The 23,916-nt window shown below is 60.5% G+C and carries 22 protein-coding genes and 1 pseudogene; 4 read left to right on the top strand and 19 right to left on the bottom strand.

The window, feature by feature from the left end; translation table 11 throughout:
* Nucleotides 1-273: 273 nt before the first annotated feature.
* The 13 genes from AC0L3D_RS01920 to AC0L3D_RS01980 form a co-directional block, all read right to left on the bottom strand.
* A complete protein-coding gene (locus tag AC0L3D_RS01920; protein ID WP_473642858.1) occupies nt 274-1,311 on the bottom strand; it encodes an alpha/beta fold hydrolase in 1,038 nt (345 codons plus the stop codon).
* 29 nt (nt 1,312-1,340) lie between these two features.
* Nucleotides 1,341-2,462, bottom strand: a complete 1,122-nt coding sequence (locus AC0L3D_RS01925; RefSeq protein WP_473642860.1) for a thioredoxin family protein — start codon at nt 2,460-2,462, stop codon at nt 1,341-1,343.
* Between the two features lie 68 nt (nt 2,463-2,530).
* Nucleotides 2,531-3,193, bottom strand: coding sequence for a VOC family protein (locus AC0L3D_RS01930; RefSeq protein ID WP_473642862.1), 663 nt, complete (start codon nt 3,191-3,193; stop codon nt 2,531-2,533).
* Between the two features lie 65 nt (nt 3,194-3,258).
* Nucleotides 3,259-4,536 carry an epoxide hydrolase family protein gene (locus tag AC0L3D_RS01935; protein ID WP_473642864.1) on the bottom strand — a complete coding sequence of 426 codons (1,278 nt, stop codon included), beginning with the start codon at nt 4,534-4,536 and terminating at the stop codon, nt 3,259-3,261.
* The gene (locus AC0L3D_RS01940; RefSeq protein ID WP_473642866.1) at nt 4,533-4,961 is read right to left on the bottom strand and encodes a DUF6130 family protein; all 429 of its coding nucleotides are present in this window, start codon (nt 4,959-4,961) and stop codon (nt 4,533-4,535) included. Before AC0L3D_RS01940 ends, AC0L3D_RS01935 begins: the two co-directional genes overlap by 4 nt.
* Before the next feature lie 84 nt (nt 4,962-5,045).
* Complete coding sequence (locus AC0L3D_RS01945; RefSeq protein ID WP_128173997.1) at nt 5,046-6,380, bottom strand: epoxide hydrolase family protein; 1,335 nt, start codon at nt 6,378-6,380, stop codon at nt 5,046-5,048.
* 285 nt (nt 6,381-6,665) lie between these two features.
* Complete coding sequence (locus tag AC0L3D_RS01950) at nt 6,666-7,316, bottom strand: VOC family protein (protein WP_473642939.1); 651 nt, start codon at nt 7,314-7,316, stop codon at nt 6,666-6,668.
* Between the two features lie 56 nt (nt 7,317-7,372).
* Complete coding sequence (locus AC0L3D_RS01955; protein WP_473642868.1) at nt 7,373-7,789, bottom strand: cupin domain-containing protein; 417 nt, start codon at nt 7,787-7,789, stop codon at nt 7,373-7,375.
* Nucleotides 7,790-7,828: 39 nt separating this feature from the next.
* The gene (locus AC0L3D_RS01960) at nt 7,829-9,109 is read right to left on the bottom strand and encodes an epoxide hydrolase family protein (protein WP_287179934.1); all 1,281 of its coding nucleotides are present in this window, start codon (nt 9,107-9,109) and stop codon (nt 7,829-7,831) included.
* 105 nt (nt 9,110-9,214) lie between these two features.
* Nucleotides 9,215-10,519 (bottom strand): epoxide hydrolase family protein, encoded by a 1,305-nt coding sequence (locus tag AC0L3D_RS01965; RefSeq protein ID WP_287259547.1) that lies wholly within the window; start codon nt 10,517-10,519, stop codon nt 9,215-9,217.
* A gap of 549 nt (nt 10,520-11,068) precedes the next feature.
* The gene (locus AC0L3D_RS01970) at nt 11,069-12,550 is read right to left on the bottom strand and encodes an MASE4 domain-containing protein (protein WP_473642871.1); all 1,482 of its coding nucleotides are present in this window, start codon (nt 12,548-12,550) and stop codon (nt 11,069-11,071) included.
* A 162-nt stretch (nt 12,551-12,712) separates the two neighbouring features.
* Complete coding sequence (locus AC0L3D_RS01975) at nt 12,713-13,105, bottom strand: response regulator transcription factor (protein WP_353682777.1); 393 nt, start codon at nt 13,103-13,105, stop codon at nt 12,713-12,715.
* Between the two features lie 75 nt (nt 13,106-13,180).
* Nucleotides 13,181-13,813 carry a response regulator transcription factor gene (locus AC0L3D_RS01980; RefSeq protein WP_023801673.1) on the bottom strand — a complete coding sequence of 211 codons (633 nt, stop codon included), beginning with the start codon at nt 13,811-13,813 and terminating at the stop codon, nt 13,181-13,183.
* A gap of 483 nt (nt 13,814-14,296) precedes the next feature.
* Here AC0L3D_RS01980 and AC0L3D_RS01985 point away from each other — a divergent pair, with 483 nt between their 5' ends.
* From AC0L3D_RS01985 to AC0L3D_RS01995, 3 genes are all read left to right on the top strand, one after another.
* Nucleotides 14,297-15,199 (top strand): response regulator transcription factor, encoded by a 903-nt coding sequence (locus AC0L3D_RS01985; protein ID WP_473642873.1) that lies wholly within the window; start codon nt 14,297-14,299, stop codon nt 15,197-15,199.
* 235 nt (nt 15,200-15,434) lie between these two features.
* Complete coding sequence (locus AC0L3D_RS01990; RefSeq protein WP_473642875.1) at nt 15,435-16,145, top strand: SDR family NAD(P)-dependent oxidoreductase; 711 nt, start codon at nt 15,435-15,437, stop codon at nt 16,143-16,145.
* A 45-nt stretch (nt 16,146-16,190) separates the two neighbouring features.
* Entirely contained in the window at nt 16,191-16,427 is a 237-nt protein-coding gene (locus tag AC0L3D_RS01995) for a tautomerase family protein (RefSeq protein ID WP_287066760.1), read from the top strand.
* Nucleotides 16,428-16,637: 210 nt separating this feature from the next.
* Here the strand turns inward: AC0L3D_RS01995 and AC0L3D_RS02000 are convergent, their stop codons facing one another.
* Nucleotides 16,638-17,930 carry a glucoamylase family protein gene (locus AC0L3D_RS02000; protein WP_287066762.1) on the bottom strand — a complete coding sequence of 431 codons (1,293 nt, stop codon included), beginning with the start codon at nt 17,928-17,930 and terminating at the stop codon, nt 16,638-16,640.
* Nucleotides 17,931-18,059: 129 nt separating this feature from the next.
* Here AC0L3D_RS02000 and AC0L3D_RS02005 point away from each other — a divergent pair.
* Nucleotides 18,060-18,391, top strand: a pseudogene (locus tag AC0L3D_RS02005) (SDR family NAD(P)-dependent oxidoreductase).
* A gap of 70 nt (nt 18,392-18,461) precedes the next feature.
* Here the strand turns inward: AC0L3D_RS02005 and AC0L3D_RS02010 are convergent.
* The 5 genes from AC0L3D_RS02010 to AC0L3D_RS02030 all read right to left on the bottom strand — a co-directional run bounded on the left by AC0L3D_RS02010 (nt 18,462) and on the right by AC0L3D_RS02030 (nt 23,916).
* Entirely contained in the window at nt 18,462-18,995 is a 534-nt protein-coding gene (locus AC0L3D_RS02010) for a VOC family protein (protein WP_473642878.1), read from the bottom strand.
* 33 nt (nt 18,996-19,028) lie between these two features.
* Complete coding sequence (locus tag AC0L3D_RS02015) at nt 19,029-20,624, bottom strand: GMC family oxidoreductase (protein WP_473642880.1); 1,596 nt, start codon at nt 20,622-20,624, stop codon at nt 19,029-19,031.
* Nucleotides 20,625-20,732: 108 nt separating this feature from the next.
* Entirely contained in the window at nt 20,733-21,872 is a 1,140-nt protein-coding gene (locus AC0L3D_RS02020; RefSeq protein WP_287362992.1) for an ABC transporter substrate-binding protein, read from the bottom strand.
* Between the two features lie 158 nt (nt 21,873-22,030).
* On the bottom strand, nt 22,031-23,116 hold the full coding sequence (locus AC0L3D_RS02025) for an ABC transporter ATP-binding protein (protein ID WP_473642882.1): 1,086 nt from the start codon (nt 23,114-23,116) through the stop codon (nt 22,031-22,033).
* Complete coding sequence (locus AC0L3D_RS02030; protein WP_287362994.1) at nt 23,113-23,916, bottom strand: ABC transporter permease; 804 nt, start codon at nt 23,914-23,916, stop codon at nt 23,113-23,115. Before AC0L3D_RS02030 ends, AC0L3D_RS02025 begins: the two co-directional genes overlap by 4 nt.

Below are 23,916 nucleotides of genomic sequence, written 5' to 3' on the forward strand. Positions count from 1 at the left end.
GTCGGCAGTCTCGATCACGTACTTGGATACATGGCATGGAATGTCATCGCTGCCTCGTTTTAGGTAGTTTGACGCGAGTGCAGCCAGCGAAAAAAAGCCCACGACAAACACGCTGTGTGTAAACGATCGAGGCTGCGGCAGCGAGGGATCTTCGCTCCAGTAACCCGATCGAACGATCGGCGAGAAAGGTCACCGCGAAAATTCCTGTTTGGCGACAGTCTTGCAAGCCTTGTCATGGGTCCCCCTTGTTCGCGGCTCTTGGCCTTGCCTCGTTCAAAAACCCTCGACGTCGATCACTGCCTGAGCAAAGGCCTGCGGTGCTTCCTGCGGCAAATTGTGACCGATATTCCCCTCGATCAGCCGATGCTGATACTTGCCTGAGAACTTCTTTGCATAGGCACTGGGCTCCGGATGAGGCGCGCCGTTGGCGTCGCCCTCGAGTGTGATCGTGGGCACGGTGATTATGGGACTTTGTGCGAGCCGCCGCTCAAGCTCTTTAAACTCTAGCTCGCCTTCAGCCAGCCCGAGCCGCCAGCGGTAATTGTGGATCACGATCGCCACATGATCCGGATTGTCGAACGCAGCAGCGCTGCGGTCGAAGGTCGCGTTGTCGAAGGTCCATTTCGGCGAAGCGATCTGCCAGATGAGTTTTGCGAAATCGCGCGTGTATTTCTCGTAACCGGCCTGGCCGCGATCGGTTGCGAAATAATACTGGTACCACCATTGCAGCTCCGCCTTCGGCGGCAGCGGCATCCTGTTGGCCTCCTGGCTGCCGATCAGATAACCGCTCACGGAAACCAGAGCCTTACATCGCTCCGGCCACAGCGCCGCGACAATGCAGGCGGTCCGCGCGCCCCAGTCACAACCGCCGATGGTTGCCTTCCCGATCTTCAGAGCATCCATCAAGGCGATGATGTCGAGCGCGATCGCCGATTGCTGGCCGTTGCGGACCGTCTCACTTGAAAGAAAGCGCGTCGTGCCATGACCGCGCAGATATGGCACGATCGCGCGGTATCCCTTCGACGCAAGCAAGGGCGCGACATCGACATAGGTGTGGATGTCGTATGGCCATCCGTGCAGGAGAATGACTGCAGGACCATCGGTGGGACCGGCCTCGGCATAGCCGACGCTCAGCACGCCGGCGTCGATCTGATTCAATGGCCCGAAAGGTGTTGCTGGCTCTTCGGTTGCCTGCTGTGCTGCTGCCGGAGCGACCAGACCGAGCTGAGTGGCTGCGACAGCCATCGCGGCGGTGCCTAAGAATCGGCGGCGATCTTGGTCGATCCCATCCGGGATATTGAGCGAATGCATTTGGGAAACCTCTATCGTTGTGCAGGCAATCAGCCGAACGTGAACGCGAAGACCTCCACATCCGAGTCGAGAAACTCGATCTCGAACTGGCGATCGACGATGGGATGCGGTTGGCGGATCAGTTGGTACAGGCGCTGCTCCGTCACCGTGCCTTCGCCTTTTTCGTCAATGTCAATTCCGTGAGCAGCGCCTGGCGGCTGTCCGTCGATCAGCACCCGAAATCTCACGGAAGTTCCCGTCGCTGCCGGCCCCATGACGAGATGAAGATCGCGTGCGTGAAAACGATACGCGAGCTTTCCATTGGACTTATTGAGTACGGCGTTCTCCTGCCTTACCGTCCAATCCCCAGATAGCCCCCATTCATTCACGCGTAGCCGTTCCGGCACTTCGTAGCTGCCCGGCTCGTCCAAGACCAGTTCGCCGCTGGACGCAAAGTTCCGGGTGCGTGCGTGGCCGAGATAATTTTCTGGAGACTTGAGGTTGTCCCAATCGGCCGCCGCTTCGATACCGCGGACATCTACCGACAGGGGCCTACTGTCGAACCCGCCGGCTCCAGCCTCGGCAAGCAACTCCTGGATGATCTTTTCCGATTGTTCGTATGAGCCTTCGCCAAAATGATGATGCCGAACATGCCCTTGTGAATCGATGAAATACAGCGCTGGCCAATAGTGGTTGTTAAAGGCACGCCATATGGCATGATCGCTGTCGACGGCGATCGGATAATCAACTCCCAAATCCTTCGCGGCGCGACGTACATTGTTCAGGTCTTTCTCAAACGAGAACTCCGGTGAATGGACGCCGATCACCACCAAACCTTGATCGCGATACTTCTCCTCCCACGCTCGGACATAGGGTTGTGCTCGAAGCCAGTTGATGCAGGTGTAGGTCCAGAAATCTATGAGGACGACCTTTCCCTGCAAAACGGACGCCGAGAGCGGCGGTGAATTGATCCACTCGTCCGCACGCTCGAGAGAAGCAAGCGCGGATTGACCCGCAACAGCGCCGGTGGAAAGCCCGTGAAGGAACGGAACCTCTGCCTGATTGGAGGTAATGGGCCGCGTCATATTCGTATCTCCCAGAAAACCTGCAATCGATGCGCCGATTGCCATCGCGAGTACCGCGGCTACCAACAACCTGATAGTTTTCATCATGACGCCTCTGGGTATGATCGAAATATCGCGTGCGCACAGGAGCGGGCACAACGCGCGCGCCGAACTTCTCAAAGTGGCAGCGGCTTGCCGGCTTGCCCCGCAACCATGTACTCGGCGTACCAGTCGGGCCAGTTCTCGTCGCGCTGGCCGCCGTTGCGCTTCTCGTGCTCGCCGTGGGCTAACGCCGCGCGCCACATTGCGGCCGCAAGGTCCGCTACCGAAGCATAGTCCGTCGTATTGGAATCGACCCGGCCAGGGAGCCGGGTGGTGACCTCCTGCAGCAGCCACTCGTTGCCGTCAGGATCCTTGAAGGTTGCGTAAGAGGAATAGCTCTGCCGCTCCGGATGCCTGCCGCTGAGCGCTGGTTTGCCCGGACCGGCGCGGTGGAACACTTCGCTCACCTCGACGCCGTGGCCAATGAGTTCGGCGCGCGCGGCGTCAATGTCCGACACGACGAGGAAAAGCCCGCTTGCAGAGCCGGGCGCGGCCGGCGTGATGCCGGTGCCGAAATGGATCGAGGCCGGCGAGCCCGGAGGCGTGAACTGCATCGCCCGGAACGTGTCGCCGACGACGAAGTCGCCGTCGAGCCTCCAGCCCAGGCCTTCGTAAAACTGCTTGGAGCGTGCTGCGTCCGAAACTGGGATAACCACGGCCTCGAGCTTCATGTCGAGCGTCCGCGTTCCGGGAGTTTCGATCGGTTTTTCGCTATGCGTCAGAGTGGTGCTGCTCATGTCGATCTCCTTAGGTTTAACCTGTTAAGCGTTGAACGCGTCCGGGCTGGGGCCTGGTACGCGTCTCAGAAATCTTGTCGGAGCGGTCGGAACGCCGCACGCAATTCGGCGGAAAACAGTTCGGGCTGCTCCCAGGCGGCGAAATGACCGCCCTTGTCGACCTCATGAAAGTAAATCAGGTTTGGATAGGCGCGCCGGGCCCATGTCTCCGGCGCGCGATAGCTCTCCCCCGGAAACACCGTGATGGCCACCGGCAGCGCGATCTCGAGGGTCCGCTCCACGGCCGCAAAAACAACGCTGCGTCCACCGTACTCCCAGTACAGCCGCCCTGCTGAGGTCGCGCTGTCGCTCAGCCAGTACTGAGTAATGTCGTCCAGCACCTCGTCCGGGGACTTTTCGGGATCGCTGTTGTCGTATGTCCAGCGTGAGAAGCCCGGATGTCCGAGCATCCACGCCGCGAGGCCTGTGGGAGAGTCATTGATGGCGTAGCCGATCGTCTGCGGCCGGGTGCCCATCATCGTAGCGTAGGATCTGTTCCCCATCTTGGCTGCAGCGCTGAGCGCGTCAAACGCTGCGCGTTCCTTATCCGTGAGTCCCGTTGGCGCTGGCCCGCCGACGGCGAGCACCGCGGCAATCTCGGGCGGCACCACCGCCGGCAAGTTAATATGAATGCCGAGCAGACCTGTCGGCGCCTGGCGCGCCATCGCGCTGGAGACGGGGGAGCCCCAGTCGCCACCCTGTGCGACGTAGCGGGTGTAACCCAGGCGCTTCATCAGCTCCGCCCAGGTTTGCGCGATGCGATCCGGTCCCCAACCCGTCTCTGTCGGTTTGCCGGAGAAGCCATATCCCGGCATCGAAGGCAGGACGAGATCGAACGCGTCCTCCGCTCGTCCGCCATGAGCTGTGGGATCCGCCAGCGGGCCCACGGTCTTGAGCAGTTCGAACACCGACCCGGGCCAGCCATGCGTCATGATCAGCGGCAAAGCATTGGGATGCTTCGAGCGGACGTGAATGAAGTGAATGTCCACGCCGTCGATCGTTGTCATGAATTGAGGCAGGGTGTTGAGCTTGGCCTCGGCCTTTCGCCAGTCGTAGCCGGTGCCCCAATACTTGACGAGCGGCTTCAGCTTCGCCAACTGTATGCCCTGCGACTGGTCATCGACCGTCTCGCGATCCGGCCACCGTGTTTCGGCGATGCGCCGACGAAGGTCTTCGAGCGCCGCTTGCGGGATGCCGACGGTGAAGGGCCGGATCGAGCGATCTTCGGCCGCACTGGCGTTGGCCAAGGCGGAAAAGATGCAAAGCCCGAATGCCAGCACGGTCGCCAACTTGTGGAGCTTCATGGCTGAATCTCCTTGCCCGGCGAGTGGAACGTCACCGTTTGCTTGGTGAAGACGTTACCTTCGGCGTCCACCACCTCGACTAGGACCTTGTGCTGTCCGCGCGGCATGCCCACCAGGATGATGGTGTCGCTCTGACCGTAGTCCGCCCACGCCCATGGCAGGTCGTCGACGGTGAGGTGCAGATGCCCGACGCGCGGAGACACATTGCGCGCGGCCGGCCCACCGACAGGCAGGATGCGCAGGTTCTCCACCCGGTACGGGATGAACACCACGCCCCCGGCCAACGGACCCGGAAGCGGCGGCTCCACCGTCAACTCGGGCGAGGGTTCGTTGTCGACGGGAACAACCGTGCTTTGCCCGGAAGCACCGGTGGTGAACACAATATACGCTGCGACCACGGCAAGCGTCTTGGTGAGCAGGTTCATGGCAGTCTCTCCTTTGGAGATTCGCTACGGGTTATTCGCCTTGCGGAGGGCGACGCCCGTCCGGCGCGTCACCCTCGCCCAACCTCACGTCCGCAACGTCTTGAATGAAGCGCGCACCTCATCGGTGAAGTACTTCGGCTGTTCCCATGCCGCGAAATGGCAGCCCTTGGGCGGGCGGCCGTAATGCAGGAGCTTCGGGAACGCGCGCTCGGTCCAGCTCTTCGGCGCGGTGTAGATTTCGCTCGGGTACGCGCTGACGCCGACGGGAATGGTGATGCCTTTGGCGTCAAAGAAGCCCGCCGTCGCCGTTCGCCGGTGTTCCCAATAGAGTTGGGCTGATGAGACGGCCGTGTTGGTCAGCCAATAGAGCGTGATGTTGTCGAGGATGTCGTCACGGGTGAGGCCCTCCGGCTCCCCATCGAAGGAGCGGGCTATCAGTGCATAACTGTCCGCATCGTGATCGAGAATCCATGACGCCAGGCCGGCCGGTGAATCGACGGTCCCGTAGAGCGTCTGCGGACGAAGCGCCATCTCGTTGGCGTAGCCCAGGCCGAATTTGTAGAAAAAGGCGACCTGTTCGTAAGCACGCTTTTCGTCGGGTCCGAGATCGGCGGGAGGCGGACTGCCGGCGGCAAGCGCCTTCACAATCTCGGGCGGAATGGTCGCTGGCATATTGGTGTGGATGGCGATCAGCTCGGGAGGCGCCATCAGAGCCATCTGTTCGGTGATGAGGGCCCCCCAGTCGCCGCCCTGTGCGACAAACCGGTTATAGCCCAGGCGCTTCATCAGCACGGTCCACGCTTTCGCGATGCGTATCGGATCCCAACCGGTTTGGGTCGGCTTGCCGGAAAAGCCGTAGCCCGGCATCGACGGGATCACCACGTCGAATGCATCCGCTGCGGTGCCGCCGTGGGCCGTGGGGTTTGTGAGCGGATCGATGATCTTCAGCATCTCGATGACCGAACCGGGCCAGCCGTGTGTGATGATGACCGGAAGGGCGCCCTGATGCTTGGACTTTACGTGGATGAAGTGGATGTCGAGGCCGTCGATCTCGGTGATGAAATGCGGCAGCGACTTCAGATGCGCCTCGCACTTGCTCCAATCGTACTCGGTTCCCCAGTACTCGATGAGTTTCTGCATCGTGCCAAGTTGCACGCCTTGTGTTTCACCTTCCGGCGAGGACGACCAGATCCGCCGAGAAGCTTCGTCGGAGACCAACTCGCGCTCGGGCCAACGCGTGGCAGCGATGCGTCGGCGCAGATCGTCGATCTCCTCTTGCGGGAAGCTGACGGTGAAAGGGTGGATTGAATCACCGCCTGCCGCCGCGAACAACGTCCCGGGCAGCATGTTGACGCCCCCAACGACAGCCGCGGCCGCAAGCAATTCACGCCGTGTCGGTGATAGTGATGCTGCTGACATGATGTCCTCCATTGTTTACCCGACTGTTTCGGATGCAGAGACAGAGTTCAAATGTTTGGGAAACAAATCTATTGCACAATGGTATCGCCAATACTTTTGTATTGTTTGGCGAACTAAGCGGGTTGATTCTGATAGCTGAATTTACATTAAAGAAAACATGCGTTCGACTTTGAAGTGAGGCTGCATCGCCGCACCTTCGTGCCATCAGGTGACGGCGTTCGCTGTGTGGCCGCACAGCCCTTGACGGAACAAGGACTGTGCAGCTCTTGACGATGACTTGGCCGCTCAAACCGGCAGCGGCTTGCCGGCCTGCTCCGCCACCATGTATTCGGCGTACCAATCCGGCCAGTTCTCATCGCGCTGGCCGCCGTTGCGCGCCTCATGTTCGCCGTGAGCGGCCGACGCGCGCCTGAACGCGCTCGCCAGATCCGATACGGAGGCGAAGCTCGTCGTGTTCGAATCGATCCGCCCCGGGAACCGGGTGGTGACCTCCTGCAACAGCCATTCGTTGCCGTCCGGATCGTTGAACGTGGCGTAGGTGAAGTAGCTGCGCCGCTCCGGATCCGGGCCGCTTATGGCCGGCTTTCCCGGACCGGCACGGTGGAACACTTCGCTCACTTCGACACCACGACCTAATAGTTCGGCGCGTGCCGCCTGAATGTCCGAGACGACGAGATAGAGTCCGGTTGCCGAGCCTGGGGCGGCTGAAGGGATCCCCTTGCCGAAGTGGATCGAGGCAGGCGAGCCGGGAGGCGTGAACTGTATGCCCCGAAATTCATCCCCGACGATGAAGTCGGCGTCGAGCCGCCAGCCCAGGTCGCCGTAGAAGCGCTTGGCGCGATCGACGTCTGAAACAGGGATAACAACGACTTCGAGCTTCATGTCGACCGTTCCTGCGGAAGGTGCAACATCTCTTTCAATCACAGTCTGGTTCATGATGATCTCCTTTTTCTCCATTGGTTGTCTCGGCACGTTCAGGCTTTCGCTTCCGGTCAGTTACCGGGCGCTACCAAACCCAGCACCACGAGCGGCTTACCTTTTTCGACGATGTACGTGGCGAGTTCGGCCGCGTTGCCGCTGCCTACATTCCTTGCCGCGTGGATCGCTCCGGCGGGGATGAATAAGGCCTCACCGGGCTTGAGTGTCACCGGTGGCTTGCCTTCGACTCGGTATTCGAGCAGGCCTTCGATGACGTAGGCGATTTCTTCGCCGGGATGGCTGTGCGGGGGGAACGCCACCCCGTGGGCGAAGTCGACGCGCACCTGGATCACTTCGCGACCCGAAACGTCCAGATCGTGCCGCAGCAGATCGGTGCGCTTGACTCCTGGCTGCTGCGACTGCGCTACGTGCAGCGTCAAACCGCTTCCGGCGATGAGCACTGCTGCCACGATAATTCCAGTTTTTTTCATGTGGACATCCTTTCGAATCGCGAATGGAAACCTAAGTGATCAGTGCGGCTGCCGAAGTGACCTGAAGGCGGCGCGCAGTTCGGCTGAGAAGAGTTCTGGCTCCTCCCAGGCAGCGAAGTGTCCGCCGTTGTTCACCTCGTTGAAGTAGATCAGGTTGCGATAGGCGCGCCGGGCCCATGTCTCGGGCGCTCGATAGACCTCCTCCGGAAACACCGTGATGGCCACCGGGAGCGAGATTTCGGCCGTCTTTTGCGCGGCCGCGAGAAGGACGCTTTGGCCCATTGTCTCCCAGTAGAGCCGCGCCGACGTTGTCGCGCTGTTCGTCAGCCAGTACAGCGTAACGTCGTCCAGCATTTCGTCCTTGCTGAGCAGGCGCTCGGGCTCACCGTTGTTGTAGTCGTACATCCATGCCGCGAGCCCGGCCGGAGAATCCGTCAACGGGTAGCCGATTGTTTGCGGCCGCGAGCCCATCATTGCAGCGTACGCCCGGTATTTTTTGTAGAAGGTTTCAAGTGAGCTGAACGCCGCGCGCTCCTTTTCGGAGAGTCCCGCCGGGGCAGGCCCGCCGCCGGCGAGCACCGCGGCGATCTCGGGCGGTATCGTTGCCGGCAGGTTGATGTGGATGCCGAGCAACCCCCTCGGCGCATGGCGCGCCATCGCGCTGGAAACGGGAGCACCCCAGTCGCCTCCCTGGGCGACGTAGTGGGTGTATCCCAAGCGCTCCATGAGTTCGGCCCAGGCACGGGCGATGCGGTCTGGATTCCAGCCCGTGCCCGTTGGCTTGCGAGAGAAGCCGTAACCCGGCATCGAGGGCATAACCAGGTCGAAAGCGTCCTCCGGGCTTCCGCCGTGCGCGATTGGATTCGTGAGCGGGCCGACGGTATTGAGCAGCTCGAACACGGAGCCAGGCCAGCCATGCGTCATGATCAGCGGCAGAGCATTGGCGTGCTTCGAGCGAACGTGAATGAAGTGAATGTCGAGCCCGTCGATCTCGGTCATGAACTGCGGGCGGGCGTTCAGCTTGGCCTCTGCCTTGCGCCAGTCGTACTCGGTCCCCCAGTAGCGGACGATCTCCTGCATTTTCGCGAGCTGTATACCCTGCGAGCGGTCGTTGACCGTTTCGCGATCAGGCCACCGCGTCGCCGCGATGCGCCGGCGAAGCTCAGTTATGTCCTGCTGCGGGATGTCGACGGTGAATGGGCGGATTGGAGCGCCAGTGCCCGCAGCCCGTACTACTCCGGGGAGTAGCCCGACGACCCCAGCGGCAGCCGTGGCCGCAATCAGTTCGTGCTTTGTGGGGAATAGCGATATTGCTGACATGACGCCCTCTGTGTGTCGGTAAGCGCGTGAGTTAACGGGCGGACCGGGCTCGAATGGCCCGGTCCGCGCCTCGGGAGGAGAGCGGGGCGCTAAGTCCCGCTCGTTTCAGATTTCGTGGCGCAGCGGCCGGAAGCCGGCCCTGAGCTCGGCGGCGAAAAGCAGCGGCTGCTCCCAGGCCGCGAAGTGGCCGCCCTTGTCGACCTTGTTGTAGTAGATCAGCTTGGGGTAGGCCTGCTGGGTCCAGCTACGCGGAGCCTGATATTGTTCGCCGGGGAACACGCTCACTGCGACCGGGATGGAGACTCCCTTGGCATTGAAAAAGCCGCCCTTGTACTCCCAGTAGAGTCGCGACGCCGACACGCCCGTGTTCGTCACCCAGTAGAGCGTGATATTGTCGAGGATTTCGTCGCGCGTCAGTTCACCGGTGGCGCTCGTGGTCCGATCCAGAGCCGCGGCGACCGCCGCGGCCGGCTGGCCACCGGCATCATTGTGGTCGAGAAGCCAGGCCGCCAAGCCGACTGGCGAGTCCGCAATGCCGTACAAGGTCTGCGGGCGCGACGCCATCAGCCTTGCATAAGCGACCTGCTTGAATGTCGCGACGAGCTGCTCGTACGCATGTTTTTCATCGGCCGAGAGACCAGACGGCGGCGGGGCGCCTGCCTGAGCAGCCTTGTCGATGTCGGCTGGAACGGTGGCGGGCATGTTGGTGTGGATGCCGAGCAATCCCGCAGGCGCCTGCAAGCCCATCTGGTCGACGACGAACGCGCCCCAGTCGCCGCCCTGGGCGACATAGCGGGTGTAGCCGAGGCGTTTCATCAGCTCTGCCCAGGCTCGGCCCATGCGCTCGGGGCCCCAGCCGGTCGTGGTCGGCTTGCCTGAAAACCCGTAGCCGGGCATCGACGGGATCACCACATCGAACGCGTCGGATGCGTTAGCGCCATGCGCCGTGGGATTGGTCAGCGGATCAATTATCTTCAGCTGCTCGAAAACCGAGCCGGGCCATCCGTGCGTAACGATCAGCGGCAATGCATTTTCATGCTTCGAACGGACGTGAATGAAATGGATGTCCAGCCCGTCGATCTCGGTGATGAATTGCGGGTAGGCATTGAGCTTGGCCTCCCCTTTGCGCCAGTCGTAATCCGTCGCCCAATATTGCGCGAGCTTCTGAATGGTCGCGAGCTGGACGCCCTGCGATGAATCGGCAACCGTTTCGCGATCGGGCCACTGTGTCGCGGCAATCCGCTGGCGAAGCTCGGTGATCTCCTCCTGCGGGATGTCGACAGTGAAGGGGCGGATTGAATCGCTGGCTCCCGCCGCGCGTAGCCCTCCGGGGAGCAGGGTGAGGGCGCCGACAGCGGCTGTGGCGGCAAGTAGTTCGCGCCGTGTGGGCAAGATCGAAAGTGCTGACATAACGTCCTCCTGTGTGTTTCTTTCCACTCGGGGATGCGACACACAGATCGACGAACAGCGGACGCAAATCTATTGCACGATGGTGTCGGCGATACCTTTGTATTGGTGGCGGCCCGAGAACAGTGCACGTCTGAAAGCCGACACCAAGACACAATGGACGGTCGCATCGTTGTCGCAGGATCGCCTCCACGCTGACACACGCGAAAGCACGGCAACGGAGATCGGTTTCGGTCGGCGTTTTGGATGCGTTGCCGGCCATAGCGTGGATTGGGGTGCCTGACGAGCAGATCGAATTTGTCATTCGAGTCTGGCGGCCCGATACACCGGTGTGCGGCTCGACGAAGCTTGACGGGTGGGTGGAGGCCGCACTCAATCCTCAAAACGCTGGCGATTAATCCTGCGTCCGGCGAGCCCGGCGAAATGGAAGCACGTACGACGCTTAGACGGGCAGTACCGTTGGTTCCGCCTCCAATGCAGTCCGATGCGCGACGACTCCGGAATGATTATCAAATGGCGCTTGGTCTCGAGGCCTCACACCGTGCCGACGGATCATGCGGTCTTGGCACCTAAAACAAATTGAAAAATTGAGCCCCTTGGTGCGTTGGGCGAAACCCAGAGCATACCGTCGTGCGCTTGGACAATCGAACGGCAGATCGATAGGCCCATTCCCATCCCGCGAGATTTGGTGGTGAAGAGCGGATCGAAAACCCTCTGCAGGTCCTGTGCGGCGATGCCCATGCCTGTGTCAGCTACCGAAATCAGTACATCGCCATCGTCGCTAAGACTGGAACTGACGGCGAGCTCGCGTGGACCATCCACTGTGATCATGGCCTCAATCGCATTCGTGATTTCGACGTCAAACGAAGCTCTGACGCGTTCATCCTTCCGGAAGTTTGCCCGGATGCTCTCGATAACCGCGGCGGCGCGGTGCCCATCAGCGGCGATCTTCATGAACTCCGTTCTCGCCATGTGTAGTTCGGGAACCGCGCGATCGAGCCATCGTAAACCGGTTTCGGATCTCGTTATCATAGCAGCAAGGGGCTGCTTGACCTCGTGTGCAATCGTGGCGGCAACGGCATCGCCGGTCATCAATCGGGCATCGCGCTCGCGGTGCTGCGCATCGATGGCCCGCTGCAGCCTCTTGCGCTCATGTTGCAGCATAGCGTTCGAACGAGCGAGGCTCGCATACAGCCGTGTCATCTCTGCAAGCAACACCACCATCACAACTGTGGCTGTCACGAGTTGATAAAAGCGGCCGGCATACCAAGCAAGATTGTAGCGGCCGGCACTCAACACGGAAGCCAAGGCCACTTCAAGCAAGAGCGCGCACAAAGCGACGATAAGCCACTGGTCGAGTAAGGAACGCTGTCGCGGCCACAGCAACCAAAGAGCAATTCCGCCCAGCGCCAGGACCACCATCCCGCCGATGGTGCGACGAAAGAGACTGAGCGGACGAACGTCTACAAAAAGTATCGGCAGCAAGTGTTCAAAGTGCGTAACGAACAAGAACAATCCGATGACGAGGGCAAAAACGCCCACGACGCTCAAACTGATGGCACGTCGCGTGACCCGGGCGTCGGCCACTCGATCCGTATCTTTGAGCAGCGCATAGCCGATGATCGAGATGGGCAGCCCTGCGTGCCAAAACCAGTAGAGCCAGACGGCGGATTGCAATCCCGAGCCCAGGACGCCGGTCGGCGTGAACGCTCCCGGGAACGTCAGCGCATGTGCAATCACGATCAAGGCACTGAACAGATAGCCGCTCGCAATCACCAGGAGTGCCCATTGACGCAAAATGGAGAATTGGGCAAACAGAAGCGCGGCGGTCACGCAGTCGCTGACAAACAGGGCGGCGGCAAGAGTTGGTACGAACGCGTCGACTTCGGGCAGGCGGATGGCCGCAAAGGGCCATGTGCCGAGAAGTATGACGAGCAGGGCCAGCAGAAAAGCGCGCGCAATTCGGCCTTGACCGGGACTTGGGGGGATGTTCGCCAGGACCAGCGGCTGGGTGATGCGCGAGGCCGGCGCCAACGCTGAGTCCCTGCTTTCCGTCATTGGATTGAGGGTCCGTTCCGGATGTCCTAGTAGCCTTCGTGAGAATGCGCCAGGGATCGAGCGGTGACAAGCCGATCTGGGACCGTGCCAAAATATTGCGTGGCTTGCCGGCCCTTCTTCTCAAGTCCCGGCGGACCATCAGGCCTTTAGGGCCTTTTTGAGACAGTCGATCACCGCGTCCGTTTTGAACGGTTTTCGAAGCAGGCAGATTGCGCCAGTTGCGGCCGCACGAGCGTCGAGGCCCAAGTCTGAACGTGCGGTGACCATCACTACAGGCACCCCGCGACGACGCGTTGTGAGTTGCCGGGCAAGATCAAGCCCGCTCATGCCCGGCATGTGAATGTCAGTGATGACACAGTTGCATGACGCGTCCGCTTCCCAGGCGTTGAAGTCCTCCGCGGATGCAAATCCGCGTGCCCCATAGCCGAGCGAACGAAGGCTGTCGACGAGAGCCATGCGGAATGATTCGTCATCATCGACAACCGCAATTAGGAGCTCTCTTGACACATCGTCCTTTCCCCGGATTTGCACCAGGCGAATAGTAGGATCGCAATTCTGGCATGGATGCCGTTGTAAGGAACCTATACGGGAGTGTTACCCCGGCGCTTACGGCCGCCGCCTGGGGTTGATTACGTCGGCCATCCGGATCAGGTCCGCCAAGGTCCTCACACCCATCTTGCGCATGACCGCGCCGCGATGAATTTTGGCGGTGATCTCGCTGATTCCGAGGTCGCCGGCCACCTGCTTGTTCATCTTTCCCTCCGTGACCAGTAGCATTACCTGCTGCTCCCGTGGCGATAGTGTTCCAAACCGCTCCCGCACTTTTGAAACATCGCCGTCTAGGGCGCGCCGCTGCCGGTCGCGTTCTATGGCCGCCAACACGGCATCGAGCATGTCCTGATCTTTGAAAGGCTTTGGGAGAAAGTCCACTGCACCGCGCTTCATGGCGCGAACTGACATGGGAATGTCGCCATATCCGGTCATCATCACGACCGGCAACTGAACACCCGTCTGTGATAGCTGCGCCTGAAAATCCAGCCCGTTCATGTCAGGCAACCTGACATCAATAATAAGGCAGCCCGGGGAATCTGGAACGGCCGTGGCGAGGAAATCCTGTGCGGATGCATATGTCCGTGTTTCGAGCCCTATCGAAAGGAACAGGCCATGCAACGCTTCTCGCATCGACGCGTCATCGTCGACCACGTGAACAATGGATTTTTGGTCCGAGGGGAGCGGCATCGCTGGGTTAGCATGTCAGAACTCTGGGCGTGCATCAACGAAAGTGTGACGCAGCCTATTCGATCGCGCAGCTGGGCACCCGCTTGCACCGGGCTTCCGACCGTGCCAACAACGATCTGCGCTACCTACGCGGGATTTATTCCTGAGTTGCCTCAGGCCAAGCGCTGCCCCGTAAACCTCAATAACACTCATGGTTCTCATCGAAGCTATCGCTCCGAGACTTTGCGTCGTCATAGCGCGACAGAAAGCGGCGATCTGCGCTATCCAACTCATACTTTGATATGAGCACGCCTTCCGATCGTTGGATAGCAAATCCAGCACAGAATCTTAGGATTGCAGCACATTACTTGACGAGGGTCGAAATGAGTCACTAGGCGGACTGCAACTAAGCGTTGCCCGCAGCTCCGCGACCTGCAGTGCTGCAACATGGACACCTTTTGCTCCCCCGCCGGGCTACCGAACACCGAACTCAGGAGCCACGCAATGGATAACCTTTTCGAAGCCAAGCGGCGAAACGTCCTCGCGATAAGGGAAGCCGCCAGCACTTTCGGCCTTGCTGCCAAACCAGCCGAACGCACCGCACACGCGCGGGTAGGCGCGGCTCAGGGAGGTGACGCGATTCCTCTCTCACGCATCAACCTTTCAGAAGAGACGCTTGTAAATTTGCGTCGGCGCCTGGCGGCGACCCGCTGGCCCAAGCGGGAAGCTGTCAACGGCTTCTTGCAAGGCATGGAGTTGGCGCAAACTGCTGACGCGGGGTCATCTATGTCGCCGCAAGATCAACCGGTCGTTTTTGTGGTCGACGACGACGTATCGGTCCGCTTGTCGCTGGAATCGCTCATCCTTTCTGCGGGCTGGTGCCCGAAAGCTTTCGAGTCCGCTCTGGCATTCTTCTCTCACCCGCGACCTAATGTTCCGAATTGCTTGATCCTGGATGTCAATCTTCCGGATATCAGCGGGCTTGATCTGCAAAAGCTCGTCTCTGCCGAGTGGACGGATACGCCGATCGTCTTCGTCACGGGGTTCGGCGATGTGGCTATGACTGTCAAGGCGATGAAAGCGGGCGCTGTTGAGTTCCTGATGAAGCCATTCCACGCCGACACGCTGCTGAGCGCCGTCAAGGAGGCGCTGGAGCGCAGCAGAACCGCGCTTGAGTTTAATTCGGAGGTGCGTGCTCTGCAAGATCGCCATGCATCGCTCAGTTGCCGCGAGCAGGAGGTCATGGCTCTGGTCGTCTCCGGCCTGCTGAACAAGCAAGTGGGTTTTGAACTCGGCATAAGCGAGATCACAGTGAAGGCTCACAGGGGCCAGGTCATGCGAAAGATGAAAGCCCGCTCTCTTCCAGATCTGGTGAATATGGCCGCAAGGCTCAACCTTACGCAATAGCGGCAGACGCCGCGGGCGTCTGGCTTATCACAGCCCAGCCCTCAACGGATGGCCCCTGACTCGATTACTCCCACTCGAAGCGCGTTCGTGTGTAACGCCCGTGAACAACTCGTTGCCCTCACCAATCCAAAGGTATCGACAACACCATCGTACAATCGATTTCGCGCCGCCTTTCGTTCATCTCTCCTATACATTCAAAGTGAATGGATACAGAGCAGCCGGAAGGAGAATTACTTTGGTCAACGAACAAAAAGTCGCAGTCATCACCGGTGCGTCGCGCGGTATCGGTGCGGCTCTCGTCGAAGGATATCGGGGGCTGGGATACCGGGTCATCGCAACGGCGCGTTCGATTGACCGGTCTGATGATGACGACATTTTGGCCATAGCCGGCGATATCGCGGATCCCGAGACGGCCGAGCGCGTCATCTCCGCAGGAGTGGATCGCTTCGGGCGGATCGACACGCTCGTCAACAACGCCGGCATCTTTATCTCCAAGCCGTTCACCGGCTACACCGGCGATGATTTCGCCACGGTGCTGGGCGTCAACGTCGCCGGATTTTTCCGAATCACGCAGCTCGCCATCGCCGAGATGCAGAAACGCGGCAGCGGCCATATCGTGCAGGTCACGACGAGCCTGGTCGCCCATCCGAATGCGGCTTTGCCGGCGGCGCTCGCCGCACTGACGAAAGGCGGCTTGAGCGCCGTTACCAGATCGCTCGCCATCGAATATGCGAGCCGCGGCATTCGGGTGAACGCAGTCTCGCCGGGTGTCATCAAAACGCAGATGCATCCGCTCGAGACGCATGAGGCGCTTGGCGCGCTTCATCCAGTTGGACGCATGGGTGAGATCGCCGACATCGTCGAGTCGATTCTCTACCTGGAGTCGGCGTCCTTCGTGACCGGGGAAATCCTGCATGTCGATGGCGGCCAGAGCGCCGGCCATTGAGCGAATCCTTCTTCAACGCGCGATCCATTTTTTCGAGGAGGCACCATGCCGATTGTTACCATCCAGGTGACCCGCGAGGGCACGAAACCGGGAATGGCATCCGTCACCGCCGAGGAGAAGGCAGCGCTGATCAAGGGCGCCAGCCAGCTTCTTGCCGACGTACTGAACAAGCCCTTGGAATCGACCTTTGTCATCATCGATGAGGTCGACACTGACAATTGGGGCTGGGGCGGCTTGCCCACGCTCGAGTTCCGGCGCCTGCGCGCGGAGACAGCAAGCTGACGCAGATCGGATGTCAGTTTTGCAAGCGATGACGTAATTGCTGTCGTTGCTCCTCTATAGATTCTGACGCGGACCGGACCGGGCACACAAAGCTTGGGAAACCCACGCCGCAACGCGCTGGAGTGCGGCGCGCCGCGCTCGTTGATGATGACCGGGAGCATTGAGTAGCAGAACCCCGTCTGATGTGCCAACGCGAATGTGCCCGACGCTCTACGACAATTGCAGCCAACCCCCGGTGAATTCCGCCTTGCGCAGACCCTCGACAATGAGCGGGCATTTCTTCATCAACTCCCAAAGAAATCCCGTGCGGTGGTTCTCGATCATCAACACGATTGGTCCTTGATCGAGTCCGTAATAACCTTTTGAGATCCAACCCGGGTTGCTTTGATGCCCTGATTCAAAGGTTGGATTAAAGCTGCACTTGAAGCCGTAATCACTGGTCACTTCCGGGTATACTTCATTAAAGTGCCGCAGTGCTGGCAAGACGATCTCAGGGGCGAAAGGTAGCGATGCAATCGCGGCCCAGGGCGCAATGGTGCCATCGTCCGGACCATATGGGATGCCGCGCGCCGTGTAGTCGAAGAAGTGACGCTCAACGCCGTCGATCTTCACACAGGTTGGCCCAGGACCATCACTCGCGGTAATGCCCCAGCAATGCTCGTTGTATCCTTTGTAGTCCAATAGATTACGGATCGCGTATTGCTGTTGTGCGTAAGTTGCACGGCGGCTGTTCTCGAAATAATCAATCCCCTTCTCACGCATGAATTCGTCCTGAATGCCGCGAAAGTCGATCCACATGTGAGAGAGCTGATGAATGAATAATGGGCCGGCATAGAGAAACTCCAGGCCATAGAGATTCTTCCAGCAGTAAGTCCGGGTTTGGGCCTTGTAGCTCTCGGCTGGAATTGGATGGGCCGGCGAAGCCAGTGCCAACACGTAAAGGATCAGAGCTTCGTTATAGCCCTCCCACCGATCCGGCAGAAACCCGCACTCCGGCTTCCAACCCATCGATACGGTTTCTCCGGCATTAAGCGCCCACTGCCAATCGGCCCGGGCGTAGAGTTCTTCAGCCAGAGATCGTATTTCGCGCTCGTCGCGCGCGTCTCCATCAAAGTACTCAGCGGCGGCCAAGATGCCAGCGAGCAGAAATGTCGAATCAATCGTCGACAACTCCGACTCCCAGGCGCGACGGCCGGTGTCCATGTATAGAAAGTGGTAATAGAAGCCTTTGTAACCGGTCGCATCCGCCTCCTCGCTCTGCTCACTGTCGCTAAAGAATCGAAGTGTCGTGAGTGTGCGCTCGATCGCTTCGGTGCGTGTGATAAAGCCGCGCTCGACGCCGATGGTGTAGGCCGTCAATGCAAACCCTATCGCGGCAATGCTCGCGTGCGAGCCTGTGCGCGTGTTGTCGGGGACCATTCCATTGGCGCGATTGCTCTCTTTCAGGAAATATTCGAACGTGTCCCGTTGGAGTTTGTCCAACGTTTCCTGACTCTGACTCATGCGCCCTCCTGGGTCGCGGTATTCCAGTCTCGATATGGGACTGAGTGAAGATATCGTATTTTCCCTTGGGAAACACCGTCTTGCAACGGCTTCGAGCGTTCGAAGAAGCGTCTTGGAGGCGGGTCGATCATCAACTTTGGCTCGGTAAGCACGCGTATTGGGTCGAACTTACCCGCTTACATGACAGCCAAGGCTGGCGCGCACGGTCTGACAAAGGGCCTGGCCCGAGCCCTCGGTCCTTTCAATATCCGGGTCAACACGCTTGTTCCGGGATGGGTGATGACGGAAAGACAGAGGCGCGAACACCTCACTCCTGAAGGCGAAGCCCGCATTGATGCTCTGCAGGCATTCCCACGCGCATCCAGCCCGACGATATCGCGGCGATGGCATTGTTTCTGGCTGCTGATGACAGCGCGTTGTGTACATCGCAGGAATTTATCGTGGACGGCGGTTGGATCTAGGATCGGTGCAACGAACTCCACCGTTCGCGGTTGTCCCGCGAACAGTTAGTGCCCCAGCTGCGAGCGTCCGCTAGCGAGCCGGCTTCCAGAGAAGCTTTGGCGCATCTGTCTCGTAGGCCTTGCCGTCGGGATAGCTGATCAGCTCCATCTGCAACCCCCACGGTGCCTCGAAATAAACCCAGGATTCGCCCGCTCCCGGTCCTTGCTTTTCAAGTTCAGGCCGGTCGAAGACCTTGACGCCCTTACCTGTCAGGTAGTCGGCGGCCGCCTCGATATCCTCGACATAGAAGCAAAGGTGGTAGCCGCCGATGTCGCTGTTCCTCGGGTAGACCCGCTTCTGGTCGGGCGCCTCGAAGTCGAACAGCTCGATGTTGCTGCCGTTCCCGCAACGCATGAAGACGACTTCCTTCATGTCGGCGCGCGGGTGGATGTTCATCTTGTCCTGCATGAAGGTGCCGTTGTCGTCCTTCATCGAGCCGCCGGAATAGATGAACTCGCAGCCGATGACATCTCTGAAGAAGGCGATCGCCTCCTTCATGTCGGGCACCACAAGGCCGATATGGTCCATGGCGGTCAACCCCGGAATTCCTTTTCTGTCGCTCATTCTTTGCCTCCTGCATAAGGAAATAATCTCGGTTCAATGCGCGTTGCGGCGGCGACGTATGAAGTCGGCGACGCGCTCACCGACCATGATCGATGGAGCGTTGGTATTGCCTGAAGGCACACTCGGCATGACCGAGGCGTCCGCGACGCGCAGCCCGTCGAGGCCGTGCAGCCGCAACTCGCTGTCGACCACGGCCATGCGATCCCTCCCGATCCGGCAGGTGCCGGTCGGGTGCAGCGCGCCCTGCGCCATCTCCTTCACATAGCCGCGATAGTCATCCTTGGTGCGCATCAGCCGTCCGGGATATTGCTCGCGCTTGACGATCGGCTTCAGGGCTGGCTGTCCCATGATCTCTTGCCCGAGCCGCACCCCCTCGGCCATCGTGTCGAGGTCGTACGGGTCAGACAGGTAGTTCGGCACGATTCTTGGCGGTGCGAACGGATCTGGCGAACGCAACTCGACGAACCCACGCGACCGCGGCCGTGTCTGACACACATTGAGCGTGCAGCCACGGCCGCTTTCGACCGTCGCCACGCCGTCCTCGACGCCCGAACCGGCAAGGAAGGCATACTGCAGGTCGGGGTGCGGATCGTCGGCATTGCCCCACCAGAAGGCGCCGCCCTCGATGATGTTGGAGCAGACAGGTCCCTGCCGGAACAGCGCATACTGAAGGCCCGCCCAGGCCTTCCAATGCAGCTTCTTGTATTTGTCGTAGCCGTGGGGACCGTTCAGTTCATAGATCAGGTAGCAATCCACATGGTCCTGCAGACCGCGTCCGACACCGGGAAGATCGTGTAGGACGGGTATGCCGGTCTTCTTCAGATGCTCGGCCGGGCCGATGCCGGAAATCAGCAGCAGACGGGGCGAGTTGATCGCGCCTGCCGACAGTATCACTTCACGCTCGGCACGCGCGACGCGCGTGCGTCCACCCTGGACGTATTCAACCCCGACGGTGCGATTGCTCTCGACCAGGATACGCGTAGCCCGGGCGCCAGTCTGCACCTTGAGGTTCGGCCGACTGCGCGCCGGCTTCAGATAGCAGACCGAGGCGCTGGCGCGGCGGCCGTTGCGCGCCGTGATCTGGTAGAGACCCGAACCGGCCTGCTCACCGGCGTTGAAATCGGCGACATAGGGGATCCCCGCCTGCTGGCAGGCCTTGAGCCAGGTCCGCGTCAACGGGCTGACATACTGCGGATTGGAAACCTTCAGCGGCCCGCCCGATGCATGCGCGTCGCCAGCCAGCGTGTCGTTGTCCTCGGCGCGCAGAAAAAAGGGAAGCACGTCCTTGTAAGTCCAGCCCTCGGCACCCTGTTCGGCCCAGCCGTCATAGTCCGACGGAATGCCACGTATGTAGAGCATCGCATTGACGGAACTGCCGCCGCCCAGCACGCGCGCCTGCACCATGGTCGGCGGCGTGGCCCTTGGATTCTCGGCGGTCGGCTCCTGTTCAAACCGCTGCAAGAGGTTGCCAGTCGCGGTCTTGTAGACCATCACCGGCAGATGGATTTCGATGGCCCGATCTTCAGGCCCTTCCTCCAGCAGGAGCACGGAACTGCCAGCATCCTCCGACAGCCGCGAAGCGGCTACGCAGCCGGCGGAGCCGCCGCCAATGACGATGTAGTCTGGCATTGGTGCTGCCTCTGTTGCACGAGCTGTACGGTGGGGCGGCAGCCGCATGCACGGCCGCCGCCTCGCAGGGAGCGCTGGGAGGATGCGCCTCGCTCTGGTTGGGTGTGGTCAGCCTGCTTTGAATTCGTTCCAGGCGGCGACCCAGTCGGCATACGTCGCATACTGGTTTGACTCGAGCGGCGGAATGCCGAGAAGCGGCGCGGCCTTGAAGATGCCTTCGACGTCGGAATAGTCGAACAGCGCCTTGGTCTCGGGCGGCAGCAGGTCGACCGCTTTCGACGAGACGACACCGGCCGCATTTCGGGTGACGACCTTGGCCTGCACCTCCGGTGAAATCGCCTGGTTGAAGAACTCGTAGGCAGCTTCCTCGTTGTCGGCGCCAGGCGGCATGAACCAGGCGTCGCACCAGGTCGCGGCGCCTTCCTTGGGGATGGTATAGATCGTCTCGACATTCTGCTTTGCGGTCTCGGTCGGGATGCCGGTCCAGCCGGCGAAGCAGGCAGCGACCTCGCCGGACACCATCAGCGACACGACGTCGCCATAGGTCAGGCTGATGGTGCGGGCCTGATCGCGATAGAGTTTCAGGTGCTCGAAGGTCTTGGCCATCTCGTCCTTGGTGAGGTTCGGAAAGGTCTTGAAGCCCGCCAGCACCGCCGCAACCGGCCAGGTAACCAGCGTGTCGTCGACCAGCACGATCTTCCCCTTCAGTTCCGGCTTCAGGAGATCCTCATAGGAGGTCGGTTTTTCCATCATCTTCGGATTGTAGACGATGGTGTTCAGGCCCCAGGCGTAGGGTACGCCGTGCAGTTCGCCGTTCCGGAACCAGGTCGGTTTGTCGTAGAAGACGTCGAAAAGGTTGTCGGCGCTGTAGTTCGGCAGCTTGGACTTGTCGAGCGGCTTGGTGATCTTCAGCACATCGAGATAAAGGTCGGCATAGCCCTGGTTGTATTCGGCAGCGTCGAAAGGCGGCGGGTTCGGCACGCTGAACTTCGTGGTGACGTCGTCCTGGTTGCCCATCGCCGAGACCTCGACGTTGAGGTTGTTCTTGGAAATCCAGTCGGCAAGCTCGTCGGTCAGTTCCCAGCCTTCCCAGGCCATGATCTGGAGATCGCCCGAACCCGCATGCGCCAGATTGGGAATGAACGGCGCGAGCATCGCGCCGCCGGCAAGCGCCGTTGCGCCGCCAAGAAATGACCGGCGGCTTGTTGCGAATTGCATGATTTCGTCGGTGGACCAGATTTTTCTCATTGTCGAATTCCCCTTTTGAGATCCGTTAAGAGCTTGATTGTGTTGGCTGCGCTGGCGAGAAACAATTTCGCATGGTGCCGAATGCCGGCGCTTCATGGCGCGCTGTGTGCGTCAGTGTGCGAAAGCCATTGCCGGAGATGCACAAGTCTGGCGCCGCATCAGGTATGCGGGAGCATGACGACGTTGGCCGAGTCCCAGTAGACGCGGGTACGGTCGCCAATCGACGGCAAAGCGAGGCGACCGTTACGCTGCACCTGGATGCGGACCGGGGACTGGTCGTCGAGACGCACAGTGTAGAACGAGCGGCTGCCGATGAAGACGACATCCTCAACAGTACCTTCGGCCGATTGGGCTGCCGTTTCGCCACCATGGAAACTCAAGGATTCCGGGCGGATGGAAACAGTAATGCGTTCCGATACGTGGCGATCCGCGGTCTCGGCGCCGAGGAAGGGGATGCCGGCCGGCGTGACCGCGGTGGTGCCGATGCCGTTGACTGCGCTGACAGTCGCATCGAACAGGTTGGTTTCCCCAAGGAATTTCGCGGCAAACAGCGATTTCGGCCTGGCATACATGTCCTCGGGCCGGTCGATCTGCACGATGCGGCCCTTTTCCATCAGGACGACGCGGTCCGACAGGATCATCGCCTCGTCCTGGTCATGTGTGACATAGACGAAAGTGGCTCCTGTCTCGGTGTGAATGCGCTTCATCTCGGCCAGCATGTGCTGGCGGATCTTCAGGTCGAGCGCGGCCAGCGGTTCGTCCAGCAGGAGCACCTTGGGGCCGTTGACCAGGGCACGCGCCAGCGCCACGCGCTGGCTCTGGCCGCCGCTGATCTCGTCGATGTAGCGGTTGGCGAAATTGTCCAGCTGCACGATGTGCAGCATGCGGTTCACCCGCTCCTTGACCTCGGCCCTGGGCATGCCCTTGACCTTCAGGCCGAAGGCCACGTTTTCGAAGACATCGAGATGAGGAAAGAGCGCATAGCGCTGGAAAACCATGTTCACCGGACGGTGTTCCGGCGGCGTGCCGGCGCAGTCGCTTCCATCGATGCTGATGGCGCCCGAGGTCAGCGTCTCGAAGCCGGCGATCAAGCGCATCAACGTGGTCTTGCCGCAGCCGGAAGGCCCGAGCAGCGTCAGGATCTCACCCTGGCGGATCGAGAGATTGATGTCAGTCAACGCGGCAAAACTGCCGAAGACTTTCTTGCCATCGCGGATATTGATGATCGTCTTGGGATTGGTCATGGCAAAGGTTCCAACTGTTCGAGGCGGCCGGCAATCGCAGAGCGCCGACGGGCCTGACCGATCAGCCAGGAAGCAACTAGGATTGCGATCGAGAAGAAGAGGGCGAGTGTCGAAATAGCATTGACCAGCGGCGTCACCGTGCGGCGCATCATCGACCAGATGTACATGGGCAGGGTCGTTTCCGTGCCGGCGACGAAGGAGGTGACCACGAACTCATCGAAAGACACGGCGAAGGCCAGGATCGAGGATGCTATCAGGGTCGGCGCGATCAACGGCAGGGTAACGCGGGCAAAGGTCTGTATCTGCGAGGCGCCAAGATCACGCGCGGCCTCCTCCAGCGAGGGGTCAAACAGCGCCAGTCGCGCCTTCATCGCAACGATCAGGATCGGGATCGCGATGACGACATGAGCGATCACGATCGTGGCGGTCGAGAGCTGGGTGCCCGACTGCGCGAAGAGTACGAGCAGCGAAACGCCAACGAACAGGCCGGGCAGGGCGATCGGCGTGACCGTCAGCGCCTCGATCATGCCGCGGCCGGCGCGGCCGAAGCGCAGCCAGGCCAGCGACGCCGTGGCGCCAAGCAGCAGGGTCACCAGCGCGGTGAGTAGAGCGATCGTCAGGCTCTTGATGACCGCAGAGCCCAGTTGCGCATTGCCGAACAGCTCCTCGTACCAACGCAGCGAAAATCCCGCGAAGGGGAAGGACAGGGCTGGTGAAGCGTGGAACGAGAACAGTACGATGATCAAGAGCGGGGCGAGCAGGAAGGCCAGGATGGCCCAGACGATGATCCGCAGCAGCAC

The organism is Mesorhizobium sp. WSM4837 (assembly GCF_055811435.1).